We start from the raw sequence: 23,408 nt of genomic DNA on the forward strand, positions 1-23,408 counted from the left end.
GATTTCCTCACAGGCGGAAAAATATTCCACTTCTCTGTAACCGATAAATTCTAAAACAGAAATCGATTATTATAGCGGGTTGCGCTCCGTTGAAGGGCGCAACCCGTTTCATGTCAATCATTTACACGCTGGCCATCATTGTTGAAAACATGCACGTTTCCAGAGGAAGCGCCAACTCTGACAGTCTCATCAATGTTATGTGCCGACCGTCCGGCAACGCGGAAGATAAGCGGCTTGCCATCTGGCAACGCAGCGTGGATGTAGCTTTCTGCGCCGACGAGTTCGACAGCTTCAATACGAATGGTTGCATTAAATCCGTCAGCGTCCGGCTCGCCATCCTCCAGAATACGGATATCCTCTGGGCGAACACCGATGGTGAAACTCCCGTCAGGTTTTTGTACCGCGCTGCCTGTCGCCCAACCGGTGCTTTCTGTGCTTTGCAGCAGGTTCATTGATGGGGAACCGATAAATGTCGCGACGAAGGTGGAGGCAGGTTTTTCGTAAAGCTCGATCGGCGTGCCAACCTGTTCGATATGGCCGGCATTCAGCACGACAAGACGATCAGCCATGGTCATGGCCTCCATCTGGTCGTGTGTCACGTAAACGCTGGTGGTGCCAAGCGAGCGCTGTAGGCGCTTGATCTCGACACGCATCTGCACGCGCAGTTTCGCGTCCAGATTGGACAACGGTTCATCAAAGAGGAAAGCTGCCGGTTCGCGCACAATGGCGCGCCCCATGGCGACACGCTGGCGCTGACCACCAGAAAGCTGGCGTGGTTTGCGCTCAAGAAAAGGTTCGATTTCCAGCGCTTTCGCAGCCTTGGCGATGCGGCGCTCGATTTCGTCCTTTGGTGTCTTGCGGTTCTTGAGACCATAGGCGAGGTTCTCGCGCACCGTCATATGCGGATAGAGCGCATAGTTCTGAAACACCATGGCAATATCGCGTTCTGCGGGTTCTACTTCGTTGACCACGCGATCGCCAATGGAGATTGTGCCGGATGTAATACCTTCGAGACCCGCTATCATGCGCAGGAGAGTGGATTTACCGCAGCCAGAAGGGCCTACCAGCACCACAAATTCACCGTCGTGAATCTCCAGCGATACGCCTTTGATGACTTCTACATTGCCGCCATAGCTCTTGCGGACGTTATCAAGAACGATTTTGCTCATTACTTTTCCGTTTCAACGAGACCTTTGACGAACCAACGCTGCATCAACACCACAACGAGGATCGGTGGAATGATGGCCAGAATGGCTGTTACCATGACGTAGTTCCACGGTGTGGATGCGTCAGCCCAATCGACCATGCGGCGCAGGCCGATGATGATCGTGTTCATCTTGGCATCATTGGTAACGAGTAGTGGCCAGAGATACTGGGTCCATCCGTAAATGAAGAGAATGACGAAAAGCGCTGCAATATTCGTCTTCGAAAGGGGGAGCAGGATATCCCGCATGAAACGGAATGGTCCGGCATTATCGATACGTGCTGCTTCAACCAGTTCACCCGGAATGGTAAGGAAGAACTGACGGAACAGGAATGTCGCTGTCGCGGATGCCATCAATGGCAGCGTAAGCCCGGCATAGGTATCGATCATGCCGAGATCCACGATCACCTTGTAGGTCGGCAGGATACGAACCTCCACAGGCAGCATCAACGTTATGAAGATCATCCAGAAGAAGAACATGCGCATTGGAAAGCGGAAAAACACAATCGCGAAAGCCGACATGAACGAAATGATGATCTTGCCGACGGCGATTGCCATTGCGACCACGAACGAGTTCCAGAGAAGTCGTTCAAGACTTACACCAACAACACGCTCCACACCGCCAAAGATGGCTTCGCCGTAGTTTTCGACGAAATGGTCGCCGGGCAACAGCGAGATTGGCGGGCGAATGATCTGCGTTGACGTCATCGTTGAAGCGACGAAGGTGTAGTAGATCGGAAAGGCAACAATAATGATGCCTAGGATCAGGATCAGATGGCCGATCAGGCTGGAGATTGGGCGTTTTTCTATCATTGTCGCCTCACTCACGAATAATGCACGCGCTTCTCAACGAAGCGGAACTGGAACGCTGTCAAGGCAATCACGATTGCCATCAAAATAACTGACTGTGCCGAGGAAGAACCCAGATTCAGATTGACGAAGCCATCGTTGTAAACCTTGTAGACCAGCGTTTCGGTGGCTTTGGCAGGCCCGCCGCCGGTCACGGCATGGATGATGCCGAACGTGTCGAAGAAGGCGTAAACCGTATTCACGACCAGCAAGAAGAAGGAGGTCGGTGCAAGAAGTGGAAATACGATAGACCAGAATCGCCGCGCGCCGCGCGCGCCATCAATGGCTGCTGCTTCGATCAACGATTTAGGAATTGCTTGTAAGCCTGCGACAAAGAACAGGAAATTATAGGAAATCTGCTTCCAGGCCGCGGCAACGACGACGAGGCCCATAGCCTGATTGCCGTCAAGCAGCGGATCCCATGCAATGCCATTACGGCGCAGAATATATGCAAAAGTACCCATTGCAGGATTGAACATGAAGAGCCACAACATGCCGGCTACGGCTGGAGCTACGGCATAAGGCCAGATCAGGAGCGTACGATAAAATGTCTTGCCACGAATGACGCGATCTGCCGCCGTTGCAAGCAACAATGCTGCGCCCATGGCAAGCAGCGCGGTCAGAACATTAAAGACAATCGTTACTCTGAATGAATGTAGATAGTTCGGGTCGGCCAGAACGGTTGTGAAGTTCGCAAGGCCTACAAAAGTAGACTTCAGCCCGAATGCGTCTTCGCGCATGAAAGACTGATAAATTGCCTGACTGGCTGGCCAGAAGAAAAACACCACAGTCAGAACGATCTGCGGGGCCAGCAGGAAGTAGGGCAAGATTTTATTTGGAAAGGTAACTTTCTGCACGGGGAGCTTCCTCGTGGGTGACAAGGCCGCCCACCACAAGGGCAGGCGGCGTTGTGTTTATGTGATCAATTATTGAGCTGCGGCTATCGCGTCGTTGGCGCGTTTGACAGCGTTTTCAAGTGCAGTTTTCGCATCCTGCTTGCCGCCGAGCATTGCTTCGAACTCTTCGTTCAGAATATCGCGCACCTGCGGCAAGTTGACGAGACGCACGCCCTTCGAATTTTCGGTCGGTGCCTTGCCCATCATCTGCAGGATAGGCGTTTCGCGGCCCGGATTCTTTTCATAGAAATCCGACTTCTTGGTTTCCTCGTATGCCGCCAGTGTTACAGGCAGATAGCCGGATTTTTCGTGCAGCTTGACCTGAATTTTGGTTTGCGAGAGGAAGTTGAAGAATTCTGCGACGCCCTTGTATTGTTCGTCGCTAAGGCCTGCGAAGACCCACAGAGATGCACCGCCAGGGATCGTATTCTGCGGACCGTGACCTTCGTAGTAAGGCAGCTGGCCGATGCCGTAATTGATACCCGACTTAACAACATCGCCGAGGCCGCCGGAGGATTCGGTCAGCATTGCGCACTCACCAGAGGTGAAAAGCTGCTTGGCTTCCGATGTGCGGCCGCCGTAGCGGAACGTACCGTCGTTCGCGAGATCGGCAATCGACTGGAAGTGCTGAATGTAAAGCGGTGAGTTGATTTCGAGCTTCACATCGGTGCCGCCGAGACCGTTTTCATTCGTGCCATAAGGAACGTTGTTCCAAGCCGCGAAGTTTTCGGTCTGAATCCAGGTCAGCCATGTGGAAGTGAAACCGCACGGTGCCGCACCGCTGGATTTGATCTTCTTGGCAGCTTCGAAAACTTCAGGCCAGGTTTTCGGCGGATTGTTTTCGTCGAGACCAGCCTTCTTGAAGGCATCCTTATTGTAATAGAGGATTGGTGACGAGGAGTTGTACGGAAAGGACAACATGGTGCCGTCTGGCTTCGAATAGTAAGCGACGATGCCAGGCAGATACTGCGACTTGTCGAATTTGAAGCCACCCTTTTCCAGAACTTCGGCAGCTGGAACCATTGCGCCTTCGGCTGCCATCATAACGCCACTACCGGCGTCGAAGACCTGAAGGATCGCGGGGGGCTGCTTGGAACGGAACGCGGCAATGCCGGCATTCAGCGTTTCGGGATAAGTTCCCTTGTAGACAGGAACAATCTTGTATTCGCTCTGGATTTCGTTGAACTCCTTCGAGAGTTCATTGACCATTTCGTTGTTGGCACCGGTCATGCCGTGCCACCATGCCAGCTCCGTCTGGGCAAATGCCTGAGAACTGATGGTGAGGGCGAGGGCGCTTGTCAGCGCCGAAGTCGTGATCAGACGGATAAGCATGTTTCCTCCTCGAGTGTGAGATTGCGTGAACATTTGAGTTCCTTGGTGATGGTCTCAAAGTTCCGACATCTGCAATATTTTCATTGCACCTATATGAATGCAATTTTTGCCAAAGGATCAACCTTCGATTCTTCCAATGGCAGAATAAATCCGAAAACGATAGCGATCCAAATGAAAAAAAACGAAAGGCAAGTGATAATCGTGGGGAGAACATGTGTATAATTAATGGGTTGGGAACGCCACGTAATGCCATTTCCGCATGATGACTGCTGGTTCACCGTTCAACGGATTGACCAATGTGCAAGACTGAACTGATATATGCCTTTCGAATCTGACCGGCGGTTTTATTGAGTTTTGTCTTCAACCGGATCGGACATTGCCCAACTTGCTGACAGGTGAAGTTATGCCGAGTGACGATCGCAGGAAAAGCCGCGTTACGCTGCTGGATGTGGCACGCCATGCCAACGTATCGCGCGCGACGGCTTCCCTTGTCATCCGCAAAAGCCCGTTGGTGGGAACAGTAACGCGCGAAAAAGTAGAAAAAGCCCTTCAGGAGTTGGGCTATGTCTACAATATGGGGGCTGCTAGCCTCCGGGTAGAGAGATCTAATACGGTTGGCGTCATCGTGCCCACCCTTGGCAACCCGTTTTACGGCGAATTGCTTTCAGGAATAGACAGTGTTGTGGGTGAAGCAGGGCTGGTCGTTCTTCTCGCCAATAGTCACGAGAACTTCACCAATCAGAGTACCCTTATGCAGCGTATGCGTGAGCATGGTGTTGATGGCGTGATCGTTTCGCCAACAGCGGAAACAGCACCGGAGTTCGTCGAGCAGCTTGCCGACTGGGGCTTGCCTATTGTGCAGGTGTTGCGTCATGTCACCGATCGTGTCGATTACGCAGGCGTTGATTACGCGGGTGGTATGCGGCAGGCGGTCAATCATCTGGCTACACTTGGGCACAGGACAATCGCATTCGCTGTGCACGGGCCGATTCATTCCGCTTACCGCGAACGTGTCGAAGGTTTTCGCGAGGCAATGCAACAACAAGGGCTCGATCCTGAGATGATTGTCCGCTTTCCGCAGACGATGCCGGATATCGCTAAAGCGGCTCCGCTTCTCTTTCAGGACGGCCGGGAGCCGACAGCTGCAATCTGCTTCAATGACGTGATTGCGCTAGGCCTTTCGGCAGGGCTTTATGATTGCGGGAGAATGGTTGGTGGGGATTTTTCGTTGATCGGCTTCGACGATGTAAGCGATGCTGAAGCGACCCGCCCCCGGTTGAGTTCCGTGTCAACCCGACCTGTTACAGTTGGTGAGAATGCCGCTGGATTGCTTCTTTCCCGTTTGGCAAACCCGGAAAAACAGGCGCAGCGGATCATCAGTGAAACATATTTGCGAGTTCGACAGTCCTGTGGACCGGTGAGAGCCTCTGCTATCTAATCCCAATTAATGATTGACGTATGAGGCAAAACGCATTTAGATCGATCTAAATTATTGATGCCGGGAGGAGAAATCGGCACAATTGCGTACCGGGAGGTTCAGCATTGTATAATTTCAACTTCGCGCCTGTTTTCGCGGCGATGGATAAGTTGCTTGTCGGCGCGTGGCAGACAATTGAATTGTCTTGCGCGGCGATGGTGCTCGGCCTGATTGTTTCGATAGTCTGCGCGCTTGGGAAGACGTCTGGACCAAAGCCAGTACGCTTAATCATTGATGCCTATATCGAAATTATCCGCAACACGCCGTTTCTGGTGCAGATTTTCTTCATCTTCTTTGGATTGCCTTCTGCTGGTTTGCGATTGTCGCCCAACAGTGCAGCGCTTCTTGCGCTGGTGGTGAACTTCGGCGCTTACGGTACCGAGATTATTCGTGCCGGCATTGAATCCATTCATAAAGGTCAGGTGGAAGCAGGAACCGCACTCGGTCTCTCAAAGCTGCAAGTGTTCCGTTATGTGATCATGAAACCAGCTTTGCGGACGGTTTATCCGTCACTCACCAGCCAATTTATCTATCTGATGCTGACTTCGAGTGTGGTCTCCGTAATTTCCGCAAACGAACTTGCAGCGGCGGGTAACGATCTACAGTCGGCGACCTTCGCGAGTTTTGAGGTCTATATTGTTATCACGCTCATGTATCTCGTCATGTCCATCGGTTTCTCGGCCATTTTTTCAGTGATCGAGAAGGTGGCTTTTAAATACCCGTTGAGCCGATAGGAGCGGGCCATGATCAGACCTTTCGGCTGGAACGAATTTCTCATTATCGTCTATGCAGCGCAGTGGACCATTGCTCTTTCGGCTATTGCCTTTGTCGGCGGTGGCATCGGAGGGCTGCTTGTCGCGCTGATGCGTGTTTCGGACGCTCGCGCCCCACGTTACATCGCACTCGGCTTTATCAGACTGTTTCAGGGTACACCGCTTCTGATGCAGCTCTTCCTGGTGTTCTTCGGCCTTAATATTTTCGGTCTGGGTATCAACCCCTGGATTGCTGCGACGATTGCGCTGACATTGCATGCAAGCGCTTTTCTCGGGGAGATTTGGCGCGGCTGTATTGATGCAGTGCCCCCCGGCCAACGTGAAGCGGCGACGGCATTGGGGCTGCGCTACTACAATCGCATGCGCTATGTGATCCTGCCACAAGCCGCACGCATTTCGGTTGCGCCGACAGTGGGCTTTCTCGTGCAGCTCATCAAAGGCACTTCGCTTGCCGCGATCATCGGATTTACAGAACTGACGCGACAGGGACAGATCATCAACAACGCGACGTTCAGCCCGTTCATGGTGTTTGGCACGGTAGCGGCTGTCTATTTTGTCCTATGCTGGCCGCTATCGATTTTGGCACGCCGCATGGAAACGAGGTTTTCTCGCGCTACAGCTCGGTAATTGGGGGCTTAGGGGGAACGATCAGCATTTTCGACCGAATGTAAACCAACATGGCGTCAGGAAATGCGTTGAAAATAACGAAACGGTGCCGGTGAGGAGACTGGTACTTAATAGGGAAGGGATAAACATGACTATTACCAGACGTTTGGCAATGGCCCTGATTGGTGCGGGTGCCCTTGCAACGGCGTTGGCACCTGCTGCATTCGCTCAGACCGTTGACGACATCAAGTCCGCTGGAAAAATCAAGATCGGTATGCTGGTCGACTTTCCGCCATTTGGCATCATGAACACCAGCAATGAACCGGACGGGTATGACGCCGATGTCGCAAAGTTGCTGGCGAAGGAGCTGGGCGTCGACGCACAGATCGTGCCAGTCACCGGTCCAAACCGTATTCCTTATCTGCAGAGCGGACAGGTGGACGTTCTGGTTGCCTCGCTGGGCATCACCGAGGAACGGGCAAAGAGCGTTGATTTCTCGCAGCCTTATGCTGGTATTTCGATTGGCGTATTCGGACCGAAGGACACCGTTGTTACAAAGCCGGAGGATCTTTCTGGCAAATCGATCGGTGTCGCTCGTGCTTCGACACAGGACACGGCAGTAACCAAGGTAGCGCCGCAGGACGCCAACATCCGTCGTTTCGATGATGATGCGAGCGCAGTGCAAGCCCTGCTTTCGGGACAGGTTGAGTTGATCGGGCTCTCCAATGTAGTGGCTGCCGAAATCGAAAAAGCTGCTCCGGGCCGCTACGATCAGAAAATCCAGCTCAGCCAGCAAGTACAGGGTATCGCTGTTCGCAAGGGGGCGACGGAAATGCTCGAATTCGTCAACAAGTTCATCGAAAAGGCGAAGAGCGACGGTGAACTGAACAAGATTCATGAAAAGTGGCTCGGTGCGCCACTACCGGATTTTGTCTCTCAGGCAAAGTAAGCTCTCGAATTCCGTCATGCCCGTCCATCCGACGGGCATGACGATCCAGTCCACGAAAGTGAGTTTCTCGACATGAACCAGATGGCTCAGGGAAAAGCGAACCGGTTGCCGCAGGATGCTTCAGATCCTGCAGTGCTCATGCAGGGAGTAAACAAGTGGTACGGCACTTATCATGCTCTCAGAGATATTGATCTGAATGTCGCTCGCGGTGAACGCATTGTTATTTGCGGCCCGTCTGGCTCGGGGAAGTCGACCCTCATCCGTTGTATCAATCAGCTGGAGACCATTCAGAAAGGCCGCATCATTGTAGACGGCCACGATCTGACGGCAGGTGGAAAGAATGTGGATATCGTCCGGCAGGAAACCGGCATGGTTTTCCAGCAGTTCAACTTGTTTCCGCATATGACGGTTCTTGAGAACTGTACTCTGGCTCCGATGAAAGTGCGCGGTGTTTCGAAAACTGAAGCTGAGAAGACAGCGCGCAAATACCTCGAGCGTGTCCGCATTCCTGAACAGGCGGATAAATATCCGGCCCAGCTGTCGGGTGGCCAGCAACAGCGTGTGGCGATTGCCCGTGCGCTATGCATGAATCCCAAGATCATGCTTTTTGATGAGCCGACTTCTGCACTCGATCCTGAAATGGTCAAGGAAGTTCTGGACACCATGATCGATCTCGCCAAGGAAGGCATGACCATGCTCTGCGTTACCCATGAAATGGGTTTCGCGCGGCAGGTGGCAGATCGCGTTATCTTCATGGATCAAGGACAAATTCTTGAAATGGCGGAGCCGGAGGAATTTTTCGGCAATCCGAAGCATGAGCGCACGAAGGCATTTATCGGTCAGATTTCCTGAGCGCCTCTAGTAGTTTAGTAATGGAGTTTGAAGTGACGAACGAAGTTCTGCTTATCGAGCCGATGATGCCGTTGATCGAAGAGCGATTGGACGCAGCTTACAAGGTTCTTCGTCTATACAAGCCGGAAGACACGACGGCGATTGACGCGGCACTTGGCACCATTCGTGCTGTTGTTACTGGTGGCGGAACGGGGCTTTCCAATGATTGGATGGAGCGTCTGCCATCGCTTGGCCTCATCGCCATCAACGGTGTTGGGACGGACAAGGTCGATCTTGCTTTTGCGCGGGATCGCGATGTGCATGTCAGCACCACGCCTGGCGTTTTGACCGATGATGTTGCCGACACAGGCATTGCTCTCATGCTGGCGGTTATGCGCCATGTTGTTCAGGGTGACCAATTCGTGCGGGAAGGCAAATGGGAGCGCCGTGAAGCATTTCCTCTTGGCGTTAGTCCCAAGGGGAAGCGGGTTGGCGTCCTGGGCCTTGGCCAGATAGGAAAGTCGTTTGCACGACGTGCAGAAGCATTCGGCATGGAAGTGCACTATTGGAACCGCTCTCCTGTCGCGGGCACAAACTGGATTGCCCATGCGACGCCCGTGGAACTAGCGCAGCAGAGCGACGTACTCGCAGTGTGCGTCGCGGCTAATCCGTCGACGGCGAATATTGTGAACGCGGATGTGCTAGCAGCGCTTGGAAGCAGGGGGTATTTGGTCAATGTGGCCCGCGGCAGCGTCGTCGACGAAGATGCGCTTCTGGCTGCTTTGAATAACGGAACTATAGCCGGCGCCGGTCTTGATGTTTTCGTCAACGAACCGACGATCAGGGAGGATTTTCTGTCCGCACCAAACACCGTGCTGATGCCGCATCAAGGCAGCGCAACGGTTGAAACACGTGTCGGAATGGGTGAGCTCGTACTCGCCAATCTTGCCGCTTATTTTTCCGGCGATGTCCCACCCACCAAAGTAAACTGAGTTATTCCCATGATTGTCAGGCAGGCCTTTTTTGAAGGCGCTATCCATGCTGGGCGCGAGGATGCGTTCAAAGCTTATGTCGCGGATATTCTTATGCCGATGTGGCTTGAATTTCCGGGCATCAGGGAAGTCCGAGTTCTTTATGCTGTCGAACGCGACGAAGGTGCGCCAGCCTATCCGATGGTGCTGTGGACCAAGTATGACAGTAGGGAAGCATTGGCCAAAGCGCTTGCTTCACGTGTGCGATATGAAAGCCGAGAGGCAACGAAGGGGCTTCTGGAAATGTTCGACGGGCATATCCACCATCATGTTTTCGATCTCACCCTACGAGGGTGAGATCGTTTCTATTTTTCCCTTAAGCACCCCATGTCCGCTCAAGCACATTGATCCAGTTTCCATGAGCCAGTTTGACGATGGAAGCATCGTCATAACCGTGCTTGCGGAAGGCGTCTATGACGAGCTGGAGATCACCGACATCGCGAAGCGTGGAAGAAATCGTGGTGCCGTCAAAATCGGAACCCAGCGCCAGATGGTCGATCCCGATGCGATTGACAATGTAATCAGCATGGCGAACGAGTTCGCTCAGATCCGTATTCGGATCGCGTTTTCCATCTTCACGCAGGAATGAAACGCCAAAGTTAAGCCCGACGAGACCGCCAGTATCGCGAACGGCATCCAGCTGCTTGTCGGTCAGGTTGCGGCTTTGCTGGCAAAGCGCGTGCGCATTTGAATGCGAAGCCACGAGCGGCGCAGCGGAAATTGCCGCTATGTCCCAGAAGCCTTTCTCGTTCATGTGGGAAAGGTCGACCATGACTTTGAGTTCATTGCAGGCGCGAATGAGCGCTTTGCCATGATCAGTGAGGCCCGGGCCGATGTCAGGTGACGCCGGAAACCGGAACGGGATGCCATGGGCAAAAATATTCGGACGGCTCCAGACAGGCCCAAGCGTTCTGAGGCCTGCCTCATGCAATACATAAAGGGCATCAAGGTCTTCGCTGAAAGCCTCCACACCTTCGATATGATAGACAGAAGCAAAAATGCCGTTGGCAAAGGCATCACGAATATCGGCTGCAGTTTTGCAAATACGGACCTTGCCTTCTGACGCCCGTTCGATTTTCAGAAGAATTGCCGACATGGCGAGCGTTGCCTTCATCGCATCGGTCTGGCTCGGCGTCGCCAGATTGCCATTAGTGTCGAGTTCTCGTGAAGGCGAGGGCACATATACTGCGCACAAGCCGCCGCCGAGCCCACCCTTCTGCGCACGTGGAAGGTCGATATGGCCGACATTTTCTCCTTCAAGAAAACGCTTTTCAGGCGAGGAAGCATGCGATGACCACAGGCGCAACAGCACATCGTTGTGACCATCGAAAACGGGTATCTTCTGTTCTGTCGCCATGGGGAAGCCTTTTCAAAATCAAGTTTGGTATTTGAGAGGGGTGATGGACCCAAGCGAGAAGAATTGCAAATGCGATTTCGGTCACTTGATATGACGGCCCTGCATGAAGGGCGATTCTTTCTTGCAGAAGCTCTTCTTTAGTTTGCCCTCATGCAAACTCTGCATAGGGAATGCAAAATTCTGCATTGGCCCCTGCCTCCGCTGACGTGATAGCGGGAAGCTGGAAAAATATATCCAGAGATAGAACGCTGTCGATAAGCGCCCGATGTCAGGGAGCCATTCAGAAAGCGTTGCAAGAGGAGCTCTCAATGATTTCAAGACGCGGTTTTCTGGCAGGTGCGGCTGCCGTTCCTTTCCTGTCCTATGCGAGCATTTTGCCTGCCATTGGAGCCGGGCGTCAGGATATTCTGGTTGTGGCCCAGCAGCTCGACAATATGACCAGTCTTGATCCGCATGAGAGCTTCGAAGCTGTCGGCAGCGAAGTCTGCAACAACATGTACCAGCGTCTGGTACATCCAAGCCTTTCCAATCCGGACCAGGTGGAAGGCGGCGTTGCTGTTTCCTGGGAAGCCGACGCTGATGGGAAGGTCTTCATCTTCAAGATCGATCCGAATGCAAAATTTGCAAGCGGCGCGCAGATCACGGCTGAAGATGCTGCTTTCTCGCTGCAGCGTGCGATCAAGATGAACAAGGGCCCGGCTTTCATCATTGGCCAGTTCGGTTTCACGCCAGAGAATGCAGAAAAGAACATCGTAGCGACCGATCCGTCGACATTGTCTCTGACGGTCGAGCAGTCGACATCGCTGCCGTTCCTGCTGTATTGCCTGTCGGCAAGCGTTGCCAGCATTGTGGAAAAGAAGACCGTTCTGGAAAATGCATCCGGTGACGATCTCGGTAACGGCTGGCTTCAGAAGAACAGCGCCGGTTCGGGCGAATGGGTTCTCGTTTCCTGGAAGCCGAGCGAAAGCATCATCCTGAACGTTAATCCACATGGCGCATACAAGGGCAATGTGAAGCGCATCCTTCTGCGTCACGTCGCGGACCCGTCTTCGCAGCTCTTGATGCTTCAGAAGGGTGATGTCGATATTGCCCGCAATCTGACGTCCGAGCAGTTGCGTGTTCTTCAGGGCAATGGTGATTTCGAGCTCGTCACCAAGGCAATCGCGGGCATTGGCCTGATGTCTCTCAATCAGAAGATTGAAAAGCTCACTAATCCGAAGCTCTGGCAAGCGATCAAGTGGGCCGTCGACTATCAGGGCATCCAGAAGAATATCGTTCCGCTGACGCACAAGGTGCACCAGACCATCATCCCGGAAGGTTTCCCCGGTGCAGTTAACGAAACACCGTTCCAGAAGGATTTGGAAAAGGCGAAGGGCCTGATGCAGGAAGCTGGTCTTGCCGATGGTTTTACCATCAAGATGGATCATTATTCTGCTCAGCCTTGGCCGGATATCGCACAGGCCATTCAGGCGAACCTCGCCGAAATTGGAATCAAGGTCGAACTTCTGGCCGCCGAGAACCGTCAGGTTCTCACCAAAATGCGTGCTCGCGAGCACGAAATTGCGCTGACCGCTTGGGGCTCAGACTACTTCGATCCGAACACCAATGCCGACGTCTTCTGTAACAATCCGGATAATTCGGATAATGCGGCTACCAAGCCTTTCGCTTGGCGCTCGTCCTATCAGAACGAGGAGTTCGCGAAGAAGTCGATTGCAGCCCGCGATGAACGCGATTCAGCAAAGCGCATCGAACTCTATGAGAATCTGCAGCGCGAATTCATGAACGATAGTCCGTTTATCGTGATGCTTCAGACTGTTACCACAGCCGCCTGCCGCAAGGATGTTACCGGAATGCGTCTCGGCGTCTTGTCCGATTCTCATTCCTATGCAGGGATCGCCAAGGCGTGAAGAAAAGCCTCAAGAACCTGACCGGTATCCTGAGCAGCGTGTTAATCACGCTGTTCGGGCTTATGGTCATTACCTTCATGATCGGCCGCGTCATGCCGGTTGATCCTGTTATTGCTGCGGTGGGCGACAATGCGCCAGAGGCTGTTATCCAGCGCGTCCGCGCGGAGATGGGGCTCGATCAGCCACTTGTAATCCAGTTCGTGCATTATGTCGGGCAGGTCCTGCACGGCGATTTCGGCAACTCTATTCTGACCCGTAATCCGGTGACACAGGATATCGCCCGTTATTTTCCCGCGACATTGGAACTGGCAACGGCTGCGCTTCTTGTTGCTGCTCTTATCGGTATTCCGCTGGGGGTGTGGGCTGCTGTCCGGCAGGGTTCCATCGTCGACCAGACGATCCGCGTGATCTGTCTTGCAGGGCACTCTGTTCCCGTTTTCATGCTGGCTCTGATATCGCTTCTCGTCTTCTATGCAACGCTCGATATAGCGCCCGGTCCGGGACGACAGGACATCATTTATGAGGGCATGATCCCGCATGTTACCGGCTTGCTCACGATCGATACTCTTATTGAGGGCGACTGGGACGCGTTCCGGGATGCCGTCTATCACATGATTCAGCCGGTTCTGATCCTCGCCTACTTCAGCATGGCGTATATCACGCGTATGACCCGCGCTTTCATGCTTGACGCGCTCAAGGGTGAGTTCGTGATTACGGCACGTGCGAAAGGCTTGTCGCTGACCTCGGTCATCTGGAAACATGCTTTCCCGACCGTTGCCGTGCAGCTCGTGACAGTTCTAGCGCTCACCTATGCAGGTCTGCTGGAAGGTGCTGTCGTGACCGAGACGGTCTTCAGCTGGCCGGGTTTGGGGCAGTATCTGACCGTGTCGCTGATGAATGCCGATATGAATCCGGTGGTGGGCGCTACGTTGCTCATCGGTATCATCTATGTCGGACTCAATCTGCTCGCCGATATTCTCTATAAAGTTCTGGATCCGCGTGTCCGATGATTTTTGCCAATTTTCATAACTGGGCGCTAGATGACTCGCCTGCTTCTCGTTCTCAGGCTAACTGGGGCAGGCGCTACCGCATTTGGGTGAACCTTCGGGCCAATCCGCTCGCGATGATTGGTCTCTTTATCATTGTCGCTTTCGTCGTTCTGTCGTTGGCCGCACCATTGCTGACGCCATATGATCCGAGTGTTCAAGATCTAGGCAACCGTCTATCTGCTCCCACTGCCGCGCATTTGTTCGGGACTGATGAGCTAGGCCGCGATATCCTGTCGCGCATTCTTTACGGTGGCCGCGTAACCCTTGGAATGGTTATCGCTGTTGTCGTTCTCGTTGCGCCGATCGGGCTCTTTATCGGTTGTATTGCCGGCTATTTCGGCGGGATTGTTGACACTGCGTTGATGCGCGTCACTGATGTCTTTCTTGCGTTTCCTCGGCTGATCCTGGCGCTGGCCTTCGTGGCTGCGCTGAAGCCAGGTGTTGAAAGTGCCGTGCTTGCAATCGCATTGACTGCGTGGCCACCCTATGCGCGTCTGGCGCGCGCGGAAACCATGACTTTGCGCAAGAGCGATTTCATTGCAGCCGCCAAGCTGACCGGTGCATCGCCATTCCGCATCATTTTGCGTCACATCATGCCGCTTTGTGTGCCGAGCGTCATTGTGCGCATTACGCTCGACATGAGCTCGATCATCATCACCGCAGCAAGCCTTGGCTTCCTCGGAATGGGTGCACAGCCGCCATCGCCCGAATGGGGTGCGATGATCGCCACTGCTAAGCGCTTCATTTTCGAACAATGGTGGGTTGCCACCATCCCCGGCATCGCGATCTTCCTTGTATCGCTCGCCTTCAATTTCCTCGGCGATGGTCTGCGTGACGTGCTCGATCCGAAGCAGAATTGAGAGAACAGATGCTGGTTGATATCAAAAATCTGCAGATCAGCTTTGAAACGCGTACCAGCCGTTTTGACGCTGTTCGCGGGATTTCGCTTCAGCTCGGTCGTGAAAAACTGGGCATTGTCGGCGAAAGCGGCTCGGGCAAGTCCTTGACCGCGCGGGCCCTCATGAAACTGTTGCCGCCAATCGCTGAGGTGAAAGCGGATAGGCTTTCATTCGATGGCATCGACATTCTGTCAGCCACTGAACGTGGCATGCGTCAGATACGCGGCAAGCGAGCGGGCTTTATTCTTCAGGATCCCAAATATTCGCTTAACCCGGTCAAGACCATTGGCGTGCAGGTAGCTGAAGCGTGGCGTACCCACAAAGGCGGTAGCAAACGTCAGGCAATGGATGCTGCGGTTGATCTTCTCGATCAGGTTATGATCCGCAATCCGCGTGACGTGGCAAAGCTCTACCCGCATGAAGTTTCGGGCGGTATGGGCCAGCGTGTCATGATCGCCATGATGCTGGCGCCCGATCCCGAACTGCTCATTGCTGACGAGCCGACATCCGCGCTCGACGCTACTGTTCAGGCGGAAATTCTTCGCCTGATCGACGATCTGGTTTCCAAGCGCGGAATGGGACTTCTCCTCATTAGCCACGATCTTCCACTCGTGTCGCATTTCTGCGACCGTGTCATGGTCATGTATATGGGGCGTGTCATGGAAGAATTGAAAGCTGCCGAACTTGTGCGTGCTGAGCATCCTTATACGAAGGGGCTTCTCAATTGCATTCCATCGCTCATGCATCCTCGTGATCGATTGCCGGTTCTTAATCGCGAAGAAAGCTGGCTGAACTCATGATAGTCATTGATCAACTTCGTATCAGCTTCAACGAGCATGAAGTCGTCAAGGGTGTGTCCTTCAATGTCGAGAAGGGCGGGAGCTTTGGAATTGTTGGTGAAAGCGGCTCGGGTAAATCCACTATTCTGCGCGCAATGGCGGGTCTCAACGAACAATGGAGTGGCCGCATCGCTTTCGACGGGAAGGACGTTGCCCCAAAGCGCGCACCCGCCTTCTTCCGTCAGGTGCAGATGGTGTTTCAGGATCCCTTTGGCTCACTGCATCCACGCCAGACCATCGACCGTATCCTGAGCGAGCTTCTGCTGGTTCACGGTATCGGCGATATCGACAAGCGTATTGAAAAGGTTCTTGACGAAGTCGCGTTGCCCAAAGCTGCGCGGTTCCGTTTTCCGCACCAGCTTTCGGGCGGACAACGCCAGCGCGTGGCAATCGCGCGAGCCCTGATCGCCGAACCGGAAGTTTTGCTACTGGACGAACCGACATCGGCGCTTGATGTCTCGGTACAGGCTGAAATTCTCAATCTTCTCGCGGACTTGCGCGCTGAAAAGAATCTCACTTATGTGCTGGTGAGCCACAATCTCGCTGTGATCGCGCATCTCTGCCCGCAGGTGGGGGTGATGCAACACGGCGAGATGGTGGAACAGCTTAGCGCCGATGATTTGCGCGCCGGGCGAACGACACATCCGCATACCACAGAATTGCGCGCGCTAAGCGTCAATCTGGAAGAACCTGCCTGACGGAGTTTTCATGTCAACGCATGCTGACTGGAATGCGGCTTCGCTTGCCGCGAAAGTCTTGTCGAGAACCTGGGCCAAGGATGAGCCGGGTGGCGTCATCATCGGTTTCGGCCCAGATGGAGTGAAATTTGCCTATGCGAGCGGGCTTGAAAACCTGTCTACGGGGGTGCCGTTCACGGCGAATACAGTTGTTCGCTACGCATCAGTCACGAAACATGCGTTTTGTGCGATGGTTCTCAAGCACAGCGATATCATCGACCTCGAGGATCGGCTCGGCGACCATCTGCCGGAGTTGCAAAGTCCACTGGCCGATGTCACCGTGGGGCGTGCACTCGACATGACTGGTGGTCTGCCCGATACGCGAGAATGCCTCACACTTCTGGGGCTGTCTGTTTATACAGAAACGGAAGCGGGTCAGCTTCTGGACTACCTTGCTTCTCTCAATCGGCTCAATTTCGAAGCGGGTTCGGAAATTTCGTATTCCAACACCGGTTATCGTCTGGTGGAAGCTGCACTGGAGCGAAAAGGGTTTCGCTTCAATGATTTCGTTAAATCGGATATTGCGCAGCTTCTCGATATTTTCATGGAGGCGCCGGACGTCTGGAATGATCCGGTCGCGGGCTTGGTTCCCGGTTACTGGAAGTCTGACGAAAAATGGCAGCTCAGCTCTGCTGGCCTGCACATTTCGGCTTCTGGCAGCCTGACTGGCAGTGGCATGGCGCTTACCAAATGGGCACAAGCACTTGTTAATGGCGAGGGCGTGTTCAAAGGTTTGCTCGATAAACTGTCAGCTGACCGTCGTCTCTCTGACGGGCGCGTAACCGCTTACGGCCTCGGACTGCGGTGGAATGAAGTGGATGGCAAGCGGTTTGTCGGGCACGGTGGTTCGCATCCCGGCTACAAGAGCTATTTTCTGCTCGATCCAGCCGCGAAAACCGGCATGATTGTTGTTTCAAATCGTGAAGACGCCAACACCTATAAGATGGCGCGAGATTGCATGGCCGCTCTCAACGGATTGTCGTTGCCAGAAACCAATTGCACGATCCCCGACGGGCTTTATGTGACGGAGAGTGGACCGTTCTGGCTGGAAATGCGCAACGGTATAGCCAACTGGCTTGATTCCGAAGACACGCTTTACGATATCGGCGATGGCTGGTTCTCATCCCTGTCGCCGTCTTCGCCGGTTGAACTCCGCTGGACGGGTACGGAACTGGAAGGTGAGATTGGTTACGTATCTCGCCGGTTGAAGCCGGTGACACCGAAACCTGTGTACCGGGAACTCGACGGCCACTGGCAGGCATCGCCCTATGGCGCCAGTTTCGATATCAAGGATGGTCACCTCATCATGGGTATAGGCCCGGCACGCCGAGCCATGCCGTTGGAAGACCTCGGTCAGGGGCGCGCGCTGTTTACGTTGCATGATGGCCCTTGGACCAAGCGCGTCTGTCTGCATAAGCTTGATGACAATCGGGTCGAGCTCGTTCTCAGCCGAGCCAGAATGATCGAATACGTCCGGTAATCTGGACATTCGTGGGTTATGGACGCGGCGGAAGGGTGACCTTACCGCCGCGTCTTGCATTGTGGTAACTTTCGACAATTGATTCCGAATGTGAGGTGACGTGATGCTGGAACGGATGATCGATCAGGGCGCAGGTCGGGAACCTGCCGACATCGTGCTGAAGGGTGGCCGTTTCTTCGATCTCGTAACCGGTGAACTTGTTGAAAGTGACATCGCAATCTGCGGTGATCGGGTTGTTGGAACATTCGGCAACTATCGGGGCAAGCATGAAATCGACATTTCCGGACGGATCGTCGTGCCGGGATTTATCGATACGCATCTTCACATAGAATCCTCCCACGTAACGCCGCATGAGTTCGACCGGTGTGTATTGCCACAGGGCGTTACCACGGTCATTTGCGACCCGCACGAGATTGCGAATGTGCTGGGTGCTGAAGGCATAAAGTTTTTCCTCGATAGCGCGTTGGAAACCGTCATGGATATCCGCGTGCAGCTTTCGAGCTGTGTGCCCGCGACCCATATGGAAACGTCTGGCGCCGAGCTTCTGATCGATGATCTGTTGCCTTTTGCTGACCACCCCAAGGTGATTGGTCTTGCGGAGTTCATGAACTTTCCAGGTGTTCTGGCGAAAGACCCCGAATGCATAGCGAAGCTCAAGGCGTTTCAGGGACGCCATATTGATGGTCATGCGCCGCTTCTGCGCGGGCTCGACCTGAACGGCTATATTTCCGCAGGTATTCGCACCGAACACGAGGCGACAAGTGCGGAAGAAGCGCTGGAGAAGATGCGTAAAGGTATGCATGTATTGGTGCGTGAAGGGTCTGTTTCCAAGGATCTGAAAGCGCTTATGCCGATCATTACCGAACGTCATGCGCAGTTCCTGGCGTTATGCACTGATGATCGCAATCCGCTTGATATCGCCGATCAGGGCCACCTCGACTACCTTATCCGCACGGCGATTGCAGGCGGCGTGGAGCCGATTGCAATCTACCGGGCCGCGAGCATTTCCGCAGCACGTGCTTTCGGTCTTTTCGACCGGGGTCTGGTTGCGCCGGGTCAGCGCGCCGACCTCGTTGTGGTGGATAGCCTCGAAGGTTGTCACGCTGAAATCGTGTTGTCGGCGGGCAGAGTGATTTCAGAGGATTTGTTTGCCTCTCGTAAGATCGTTGCTCCTGTCGGGCGCAATAGCGTCAAGGCATCGAAAGTCAGCGCGTCCAGTTTCCGCTCTCATTCCAACAGCGGCAAGACGCGTGCAATCGGTATAATTCCGGGCAAGATCATAACGGAAAGCCTCGAATTCGATCTGAAGGTTGGCCCGAACGGCGTTGAGCCCGATTTCGAAAAAGATGTAGTCAAGATCGCCGTTGTCGAACGTCACGGCAAAAATGGAAATATTGCGACCGGCTTTGTGCACGGTTTCGGCTTGAAATCAGGTGCAATCGCGTCAACCGTCAGTCATGACAGCCATAATATCTGTGTGGTTGGCACGTCAGACGAAGATATTGCTGCAGCTGCCAACCGATTGGGCGAAATTGAAGGTGGTTTCGTTGTCGTGCGAGATGGCAAGGTGTTGGCTGAAATGCCTTTGCCCATTGCCGGATTGATGAGCGCCGAACCATATGAAACTGTCCGCGACCAGCTTCGTGTGCTGCGTCACGCAGCGGAAGAACTGGGTTCCGTTCTGGAGGAGCCATTCTTGCAACTGGCATTCATCGCCTTGCCTGTGATCCCGCATCTCAAGATCACTGACCGCGGCCTTGTGGACGTCGACAAGTTTGCATTTGTCGGGAACTGATCAATGCAAGCCACCGACACCGAGTAGTTCTTCGACAGTCTGCTGGTTTTCGGCGAGTTCTGCTGACGTGCCAGACCATGCAATGCGCCCACGTTCCAGTATGATGATGTGATCGGCAAAATCGAGCGCACTCTGGATGCGCTGTTCGACAAGCAGAATCGTCATGTCTCCCTTCTGTGCAAGTGTCGAGAAAGCAGCCATCAGCTCTTCACAGATGACAGGAGCAAGCCCTTCCAGCGGCTCATCGAGCAGCAGCACTGTCGGTCGCCCGAGAATGCTGCGCGCGGTGGAAAGCATCTGTTGTTCTCCCCCGGAAAGCTGCGACCCAAGATTGCTGCGTCGTTCCTTAAGACGCGGAAACATCGCATAGGCTTCTTCAAGCGCATTCTTTGGTCGGTTTTTGAGGCCAACGAAGAGATTTTCTTCGACGGTGAGGGTCGGAAAAACATCACGAGTTTGCGGCACATAACCGAGACCGGCAATTGCGCGCGCGGCTGATGGAAGCGTGGCGATATTCTTCCCATTCAGCAGAATTTCACCGCCATAACGGCGGGTTTGCCCTGCGATAGTAGCAAAGAGGCTGGTCTTGCCGACACCATTGCGGCCCAGAATGGCAAGTCGCGATCCCGGTTCTGCTTTGAACGATACATTCTCGATGATGCGCGTGGGGCCGTAACCGGAGGAGAGATTGCGAATTTCAAGCGAGGCGGCACTCATTGCGCATAGCTCCCGAGATAGGCTTCGCGGACGCGGGTATCCTGCACGACATCTTCCGGCAATCCGTCAAAAATTACAGTTCCTGCAGCCAGCACGACTACGCGTTTTGCGAAGCGAAAAACGAGGTCCATATCGTGCTCGATCATGAGTACTGCCAGATCGGCCGGTAGTCGGTCGAGCGCTTCCTCGATGCGGCCTGTGTCGCTCTGTGGAACACCTGCAGCTGGTTCATCAAGCAGCAGAACTTTGGGTCGAAGCGCCAATGCAAGGGCAATCTCCAGAAGCCGCTGTTGGCCATATGCGATCTCGCTCACCCGCAACTGCCCGAGATGCAGAAGTCCGAGCGCATCGAGAATATCGCGCACTTCATCCATGACTTCAGGCATTTTGCGATAGTTTCCGAGAATACGTCCTGTCTTGCCTTCGCGTTGCAAAACAGCAAGAGCCACGTGTTCTTCGGGTGTCATGTCGAAGAAGAGACGGGTCACCTGAAATGAACGCACCAGTCCGCGCCTGACGCGCTGCATGGCGTTGAGCCGGGAGACGTTCTCTCCATCCAATGCCACGGTGCCAGAAGTTGCCGCGAGGTTGCCTGTAACCAGATTGACGAAAGTGGTCTTGCCTGCTCCGTTGGGACCAATGAGAGCGACGCGGTCGCCTTTCACCATGTTGAGCGAAACATCGTTTGTCACTGCCAGACCGCCGAAATTCTTGCGCAGTTTCGTTACTTCAAACACGGTGCTCATTTGCGGCGCGCCTTCTTTTCAAAGTAATAGGCGACGGTTCCATAGAGGCCACGCGGCGCGAATAGCACGACGGCGATCAGCAGAGCCCCAACCATTGTAAGCCAGTGGAAGGGGTTCGCAGCAGAGACGAGGTCTTCGAACCACATGAAGACAACCGTACCAACTAGTCCGCCGAACAGCGATCCCGTGCCACCGAGAACCAGCATTACCAAAGCTTCCGCCGACATGGTAAAACTGAGACTGTCGAGCCCGACGACCTGCGTTGAAATGGCATTCAGCGCGCCACCGATGCCCGCAACAGCACCTGAAATGACATACATGCGAAGCTGTGCTGACTGCACCGAAGCACCCATGGCATGAATGCGGATCGGGTCTTCTTTCACACCTCGGCAAAGCATACCGAAGGGTGAACGAACAACATAACGTAGGACGATGAAGGAAACGAGCAGCAGGAATACGGCATAGACATAGACCGTGTGTCCGTAGAGATCGAACTCGAACATGCCAAAGATCGGATCGGGTGAAATGCCGCTTAGTCCGTCACTGCCGCCGGTCCAGCTTGATGCCTTGTTTGCAACTTCGTGGAACAGATGGACAACGGCAATCGATAGAACGAGTTGAGCGAGCCCGTGCGCGCGCAGAATAACGGCTCCGGAAACAAGCCCGGTGATAGCTCCTGCAACAAGACCGATAAGTGTCATCAGGATCGGGTCGGTAATACCGAAATGGGCAGCGGCGATGCCGGCACCATAGGCACCAGCGCCAAACAAAGCAGCATGGCCGAGCGTTGCTATACCGCAATAGCCCATCACCAGATCGAGTGACAATACGAGCAAGGCAATGGCAATGATGCGTGTCAGCAGTGCCAGATTATCGGGGAACAAAAACCAGCCGCAAATACTGGCAGCGATAATTGCTGCTACGCCGACAAGACCCGCATAGGAGTGACGGTGTTGAGAGAGAGCTTGCGTCATATCGGTCATTTTTTGGCCAGCCTTCCTGCAAGACCACGCGGGAACAGCGTCACAATGACGATCACTGCCAGATAGAAGAAGAACTCGCCATATTCCGGTGCCAGATAACGCCCGGTTGTATCGATTGCTCCGAGCAGGAGGCAGGCAATCAGCGCTCCGGGTATGGAGCCTGCGCCACCGACAGAGACGACGACCAGAAATGTCACCATGTAGCGGAGTGCATAGTAGGGTTCGACAGGTAGAAGTTCGGCGCCGACAACACCGCCGAAAGCTGCGAGCCCAATGGCAAGCGCAAAGCTGATGGCGTAAACGATTTCGGTTCTGACACCGAGCGCAGCCGCCATGTTGGCATTGTCGACAGCAGCGCGCAGTTTCACGCCGAATGCAGTGCGTTCGATGATGTGCCAAAGACCAAGGGCCACCGCGAAGCCGCACCCGATTGCAAAGATGCGATGCTTGGCAATTGCCCGAAAGCCGAGATCGACCGATCCACGCAACATTTCAGGCAAAGGAATGGTCTTCAGTGTTGGTCCGAATATATAGTTGGTGAGACCGATGATGCAGAAGGTGATGCCGATGGTCATCAGCACCTGTGTCAGTTCAGGCGCTCCATAAATGCGCCGATAGAGCAATCTCTCCACGGGAACGGCGATTAACATCGTGCCGACGACGGCGATGATGATCGCAAAGCCGTAATTGAGGCCAAGCTGCTGGGCAGCATAGGATGCAAAATAGCCGCCGATCATTGCAAATGCGCCGTGAGCGAGATTGACGACGCGCATCAAGCCCATGGTGACCGAAAGGCCGATGGAAATGACGAAAAGCACCATGCCATAGGCGAGGGCATCAACGGCAATGCTGAGCACAGTCTGCATTGAGTGGTCCTGTTGAGCGCATCCCGAAAAGCACGAAAAAATTTTCGGGTGCGCGTTAAAATAAGCAGTTATGAGCTATGAGCGC

At 54.0% G+C, this 23,408-nt stretch carries 22 protein-coding genes and 1 pseudogene; 14 read left to right on the top strand and 9 right to left on the bottom strand.

The window, feature by feature from the left end; translation table 11 throughout:
• Nucleotides 1–113 precede the first annotated feature (113 nt).
• From LJ361_RS14740 to ugpB, 4 genes are all read right to left on the bottom strand, one after another.
• The gene (locus tag LJ361_RS14740) at nt 114–1,169 is read right to left on the bottom strand and encodes a sn-glycerol-3-phosphate import ATP-binding protein UgpC (RefSeq protein WP_010658940.1); all 1,056 of its coding nucleotides are present in this window, start codon (nt 1,167–1,169) and stop codon (nt 114–116) included.
• The gene (ugpE, locus tag LJ361_RS14745) at nt 1,169–2,017 is read right to left on the bottom strand and encodes a sn-glycerol-3-phosphate ABC transporter permease UgpE (RefSeq protein ID WP_010658939.1); all 849 of its coding nucleotides are present in this window, start codon (nt 2,015–2,017) and stop codon (nt 1,169–1,171) included. Before ugpE ends, LJ361_RS14740 begins: the two co-directional genes overlap by 1 nt.
• An 11-nt stretch (nt 2,018–2,028) precedes the next feature.
• A complete protein-coding gene (gene ugpA, locus LJ361_RS14750; protein WP_010658938.1) occupies nt 2,029–2,910 on the bottom strand; it encodes a sn-glycerol-3-phosphate ABC transporter permease UgpA in 882 nt (293 codons plus the stop codon).
• 69 nt (nt 2,911–2,979) lie between these two features.
• Entirely contained in the window at nt 2,980–4,281 is a 1,302-nt protein-coding gene (gene ugpB, locus LJ361_RS14755) for a sn-glycerol-3-phosphate ABC transporter substrate-binding protein UgpB (RefSeq protein ID WP_010658937.1), read from the bottom strand.
• 403 nt (nt 4,282–4,684) lie between these two features.
• Between ugpB and LJ361_RS14760 the strand changes: the two genes are divergently transcribed.
• The 7 genes from LJ361_RS14760 (at nt 4,685) to LJ361_RS14790 (ending at nt 10,245) form a co-directional block, all read left to right on the top strand.
• The gene (locus LJ361_RS14760) at nt 4,685–5,719 is read left to right on the top strand and encodes a LacI family DNA-binding transcriptional regulator (protein WP_029375978.1); all 1,035 of its coding nucleotides are present in this window, start codon (nt 4,685–4,687) and stop codon (nt 5,717–5,719) included.
• Between the two features lie 104 nt (nt 5,720–5,823).
• On the top strand, nt 5,824–6,492 hold the full coding sequence (locus LJ361_RS14765; protein ID WP_010658935.1) for an amino acid ABC transporter permease: 669 nt from the start codon (nt 5,824–5,826) through the stop codon (nt 6,490–6,492).
• 9 nt (nt 6,493–6,501) lie between these two features.
• On the top strand, nt 6,502–7,158 hold the full coding sequence (locus LJ361_RS14770) for an amino acid ABC transporter permease (protein ID WP_010658934.1): 657 nt from the start codon (nt 6,502–6,504) through the stop codon (nt 7,156–7,158).
• Between the two features lie 127 nt (nt 7,159–7,285).
• A complete protein-coding gene (locus LJ361_RS14775; RefSeq protein WP_010658933.1) occupies nt 7,286–8,086 on the top strand; it encodes a transporter substrate-binding domain-containing protein in 801 nt (266 codons plus the stop codon).
• A 72-nt stretch (nt 8,087–8,158) separates the two neighbouring features.
• The gene (locus tag LJ361_RS14780) at nt 8,159–8,938 is read left to right on the top strand and encodes an amino acid ABC transporter ATP-binding protein (RefSeq protein WP_029375977.1); all 780 of its coding nucleotides are present in this window, start codon (nt 8,159–8,161) and stop codon (nt 8,936–8,938) included.
• A 20-nt stretch (nt 8,939–8,958) separates the two neighbouring features.
• Nucleotides 8,959–9,909, top strand: a complete 951-nt coding sequence (locus LJ361_RS14785) for a 2-hydroxyacid dehydrogenase (protein WP_010658931.1) — start codon at nt 8,959–8,961, stop codon at nt 9,907–9,909.
• A 9-nt stretch (nt 9,910–9,918) separates the two neighbouring features.
• Entirely contained in the window at nt 9,919–10,245 is a 327-nt protein-coding gene (locus LJ361_RS14790; protein WP_010658930.1) for a hypothetical protein, read from the top strand.
• Nucleotides 10,246–10,264: 19 nt separating this feature from the next.
• On the opposite strand, the gene LJ361_RS14795 is transcribed toward LJ361_RS14790, so the two are convergent.
• Nucleotides 10,265–11,305, bottom strand: a complete 1,041-nt coding sequence (locus LJ361_RS14795) for a dipeptidase (protein ID WP_010658929.1) — start codon at nt 11,303–11,305, stop codon at nt 10,265–10,267.
• Between the two features lie 308 nt (nt 11,306–11,613).
• On the opposite strand from LJ361_RS14795, the gene LJ361_RS14800 reads away from it, so the two are divergent.
• The 7 genes and pseudogenes from LJ361_RS14800 to ade all read left to right on the top strand — a co-directional run bounded on the left by LJ361_RS14800 (nt 11,614) and on the right by ade (nt 20,011).
• Complete coding sequence (locus LJ361_RS14800; RefSeq protein ID WP_010658928.1) at nt 11,614–13,212, top strand: ABC transporter substrate-binding protein; 1,599 nt, start codon at nt 11,614–11,616, stop codon at nt 13,210–13,212.
• 62 nt (nt 13,213–13,274) lie between these two features.
• Entirely contained in the window at nt 13,275–14,222 is a 948-nt protein-coding gene (locus LJ361_RS14805) for an ABC transporter permease (RefSeq protein ID WP_235994163.1), read from the top strand.
• The gene (gene nikC / locus LJ361_RS14810; RefSeq protein WP_010658926.1) at nt 14,219–15,121 is read left to right on the top strand and encodes a nickel transporter permease; all 903 of its coding nucleotides are present in this window, start codon (nt 14,219–14,221) and stop codon (nt 15,119–15,121) included. Before LJ361_RS14805 ends, nikC begins: the two co-directional genes overlap by 4 nt.
• An 8-nt stretch (nt 15,122–15,129) precedes the next feature.
• Nucleotides 15,130–15,960 carry an ABC transporter ATP-binding protein gene (locus tag LJ361_RS14815; protein ID WP_010658925.1) on the top strand — a complete coding sequence of 277 codons (831 nt, stop codon included), beginning with the start codon at nt 15,130–15,132 and terminating at the stop codon, nt 15,958–15,960.
• Complete coding sequence (locus LJ361_RS14820; protein ID WP_010658924.1) at nt 15,957–16,697, top strand: ABC transporter ATP-binding protein; 741 nt, start codon at nt 15,957–15,959, stop codon at nt 16,695–16,697. The genes LJ361_RS14815 and LJ361_RS14820 overlap by 4 nt, the downstream gene beginning before the upstream one ends.
• 10 nt (nt 16,698–16,707) lie before the next feature.
• The gene (locus LJ361_RS14825; RefSeq protein ID WP_010658923.1) at nt 16,708–18,216 is read left to right on the top strand and encodes a serine hydrolase domain-containing protein; all 1,509 of its coding nucleotides are present in this window, start codon (nt 16,708–16,710) and stop codon (nt 18,214–18,216) included.
• Between the two features lie 54 nt (nt 18,217–18,270).
• Nucleotides 18,271–20,011: pseudogene (gene ade, locus LJ361_RS14830) on the top strand (adenine deaminase).
• Here ade and LJ361_RS14835 read toward each other — a convergent pair.
• Genes LJ361_RS14835 through LJ361_RS14850 form a run of 4 tightly spaced genes read right to left on the bottom strand, consistent with a single transcriptional unit; the run spans nt 20,012 to nt 23,323 of the window.
• Nucleotides 20,012–20,728: an ABC transporter ATP-binding protein gene (locus LJ361_RS14835; protein WP_010658921.1), complete on the bottom strand. Its 717-nt coding sequence runs from the start codon at nt 20,726–20,728 to the stop codon at nt 20,012–20,014.
• Complete coding sequence (locus LJ361_RS14840; RefSeq protein ID WP_010658920.1) at nt 20,725–21,474, bottom strand: ABC transporter ATP-binding protein; 750 nt, start codon at nt 21,472–21,474, stop codon at nt 20,725–20,727. Before LJ361_RS14840 ends, LJ361_RS14835 begins: the two co-directional genes overlap by 4 nt.
• The gene (locus tag LJ361_RS14845; RefSeq protein ID WP_010658919.1) at nt 21,471–22,457 is read right to left on the bottom strand and encodes a branched-chain amino acid ABC transporter permease; all 987 of its coding nucleotides are present in this window, start codon (nt 22,455–22,457) and stop codon (nt 21,471–21,473) included. The genes LJ361_RS14840 and LJ361_RS14845 overlap by 4 nt, the downstream gene beginning before the upstream one ends.
• Nucleotides 22,454–23,323, bottom strand: a complete 870-nt coding sequence (locus LJ361_RS14850; protein WP_264811841.1) for a branched-chain amino acid ABC transporter permease — start codon at nt 23,321–23,323, stop codon at nt 22,454–22,456. The genes LJ361_RS14845 and LJ361_RS14850 overlap by 4 nt, the downstream gene beginning before the upstream one ends.
• Between the last annotated feature and the right edge of the window lie 85 nt (nt 23,324–23,408).

It is taken from the genome of Brucella sp. JSBI001 (genome assembly GCF_026014005.1).
GTDB lineage: Bacteria > Pseudomonadota > Alphaproteobacteria > Rhizobiales > Rhizobiaceae > Brucella > Brucella anthropi.

What these genes read in the sequence shown, in the direction of transcription:
- LJ361_RS14740 (WP_010658940.1), bottom strand. Translation starts at nt 1,169, where the DNA reads ATGAGCAAAATCGTTCTTGATAACGTCCGCAAGAGCTATGGCGGCAAT.
- ugpE (WP_010658939.1), bottom strand. Translation starts at nt 2,017, where the DNA reads ATGATAGAAAAACGCCCAATCTCCAGCCTGATCGGCCATCTGATCCTG.
- ugpB (WP_010658937.1), bottom strand. Translation starts at nt 4,281, where the DNA reads ATGCTTATCCGTCTGATCACGACTTCGGCGCTGACAAGCGCCCTCGCC.
- LJ361_RS14760 (WP_029375978.1), top strand. Translation starts at nt 4,685, where the DNA reads ATGCCGAGTGACGATCGCAGGAAAAGCCGCGTTACGCTGCTGGATGTG.
- LJ361_RS14770 (WP_010658934.1), top strand. Translation starts at nt 6,502, where the DNA reads ATGATCAGACCTTTCGGCTGGAACGAATTTCTCATTATCGTCTATGCA.
- LJ361_RS14775 (WP_010658933.1), top strand. Translation starts at nt 7,286, where the DNA reads ATGACTATTACCAGACGTTTGGCAATGGCCCTGATTGGTGCGGGTGCC.
- LJ361_RS14780 (WP_029375977.1), top strand. Translation starts at nt 8,159, where the DNA reads ATGAACCAGATGGCTCAGGGAAAAGCGAACCGGTTGCCGCAGGATGCT.
- LJ361_RS14785 (WP_010658931.1), top strand. Translation starts at nt 8,959, where the DNA reads ATGGAGTTTGAAGTGACGAACGAAGTTCTGCTTATCGAGCCGATGATG.
- LJ361_RS14790 (WP_010658930.1), top strand. Translation starts at nt 9,919, where the DNA reads ATGATTGTCAGGCAGGCCTTTTTTGAAGGCGCTATCCATGCTGGGCGC.
- LJ361_RS14795 (WP_010658929.1), bottom strand. Translation starts at nt 11,305, where the DNA reads ATGGCGACAGAACAGAAGATACCCGTTTTCGATGGTCACAACGATGTG.
- LJ361_RS14800 (WP_010658928.1), top strand. Translation starts at nt 11,614, where the DNA reads ATGATTTCAAGACGCGGTTTTCTGGCAGGTGCGGCTGCCGTTCCTTTC.
- LJ361_RS14805 (WP_235994163.1), top strand. Translation starts at nt 13,275, where the DNA reads ATGGTCATTACCTTCATGATCGGCCGCGTCATGCCGGTTGATCCTGTT.
- nikC (WP_010658926.1), top strand. Translation starts at nt 14,219, where the DNA reads ATGATTTTTGCCAATTTTCATAACTGGGCGCTAGATGACTCGCCTGCT.
- LJ361_RS14815 (WP_010658925.1), top strand. Translation starts at nt 15,130, where the DNA reads ATGCTGGTTGATATCAAAAATCTGCAGATCAGCTTTGAAACGCGTACC.
- LJ361_RS14820 (WP_010658924.1), top strand. Translation starts at nt 15,957, where the DNA reads ATGATAGTCATTGATCAACTTCGTATCAGCTTCAACGAGCATGAAGTC.
- LJ361_RS14825 (WP_010658923.1), top strand. Translation starts at nt 16,708, where the DNA reads ATGTCAACGCATGCTGACTGGAATGCGGCTTCGCTTGCCGCGAAAGTC.
- LJ361_RS14835 (WP_010658921.1), bottom strand. Translation starts at nt 20,728, where the DNA reads ATGAGTGCCGCCTCGCTTGAAATTCGCAATCTCTCCTCCGGTTACGGC.
- LJ361_RS14840 (WP_010658920.1), bottom strand. Translation starts at nt 21,474, where the DNA reads ATGAGCACCGTGTTTGAAGTAACGAAACTGCGCAAGAATTTCGGCGGT.
- LJ361_RS14845 (WP_010658919.1), bottom strand. Translation starts at nt 22,457, where the DNA reads ATGACCGATATGACGCAAGCTCTCTCTCAACACCGTCACTCCTATGCG.
- LJ361_RS14850 (WP_264811841.1), bottom strand. Translation starts at nt 23,323, where the DNA reads ATGCAGACTGTGCTCAGCATTGCCGTTGATGCCCTCGCCTATGGCATG.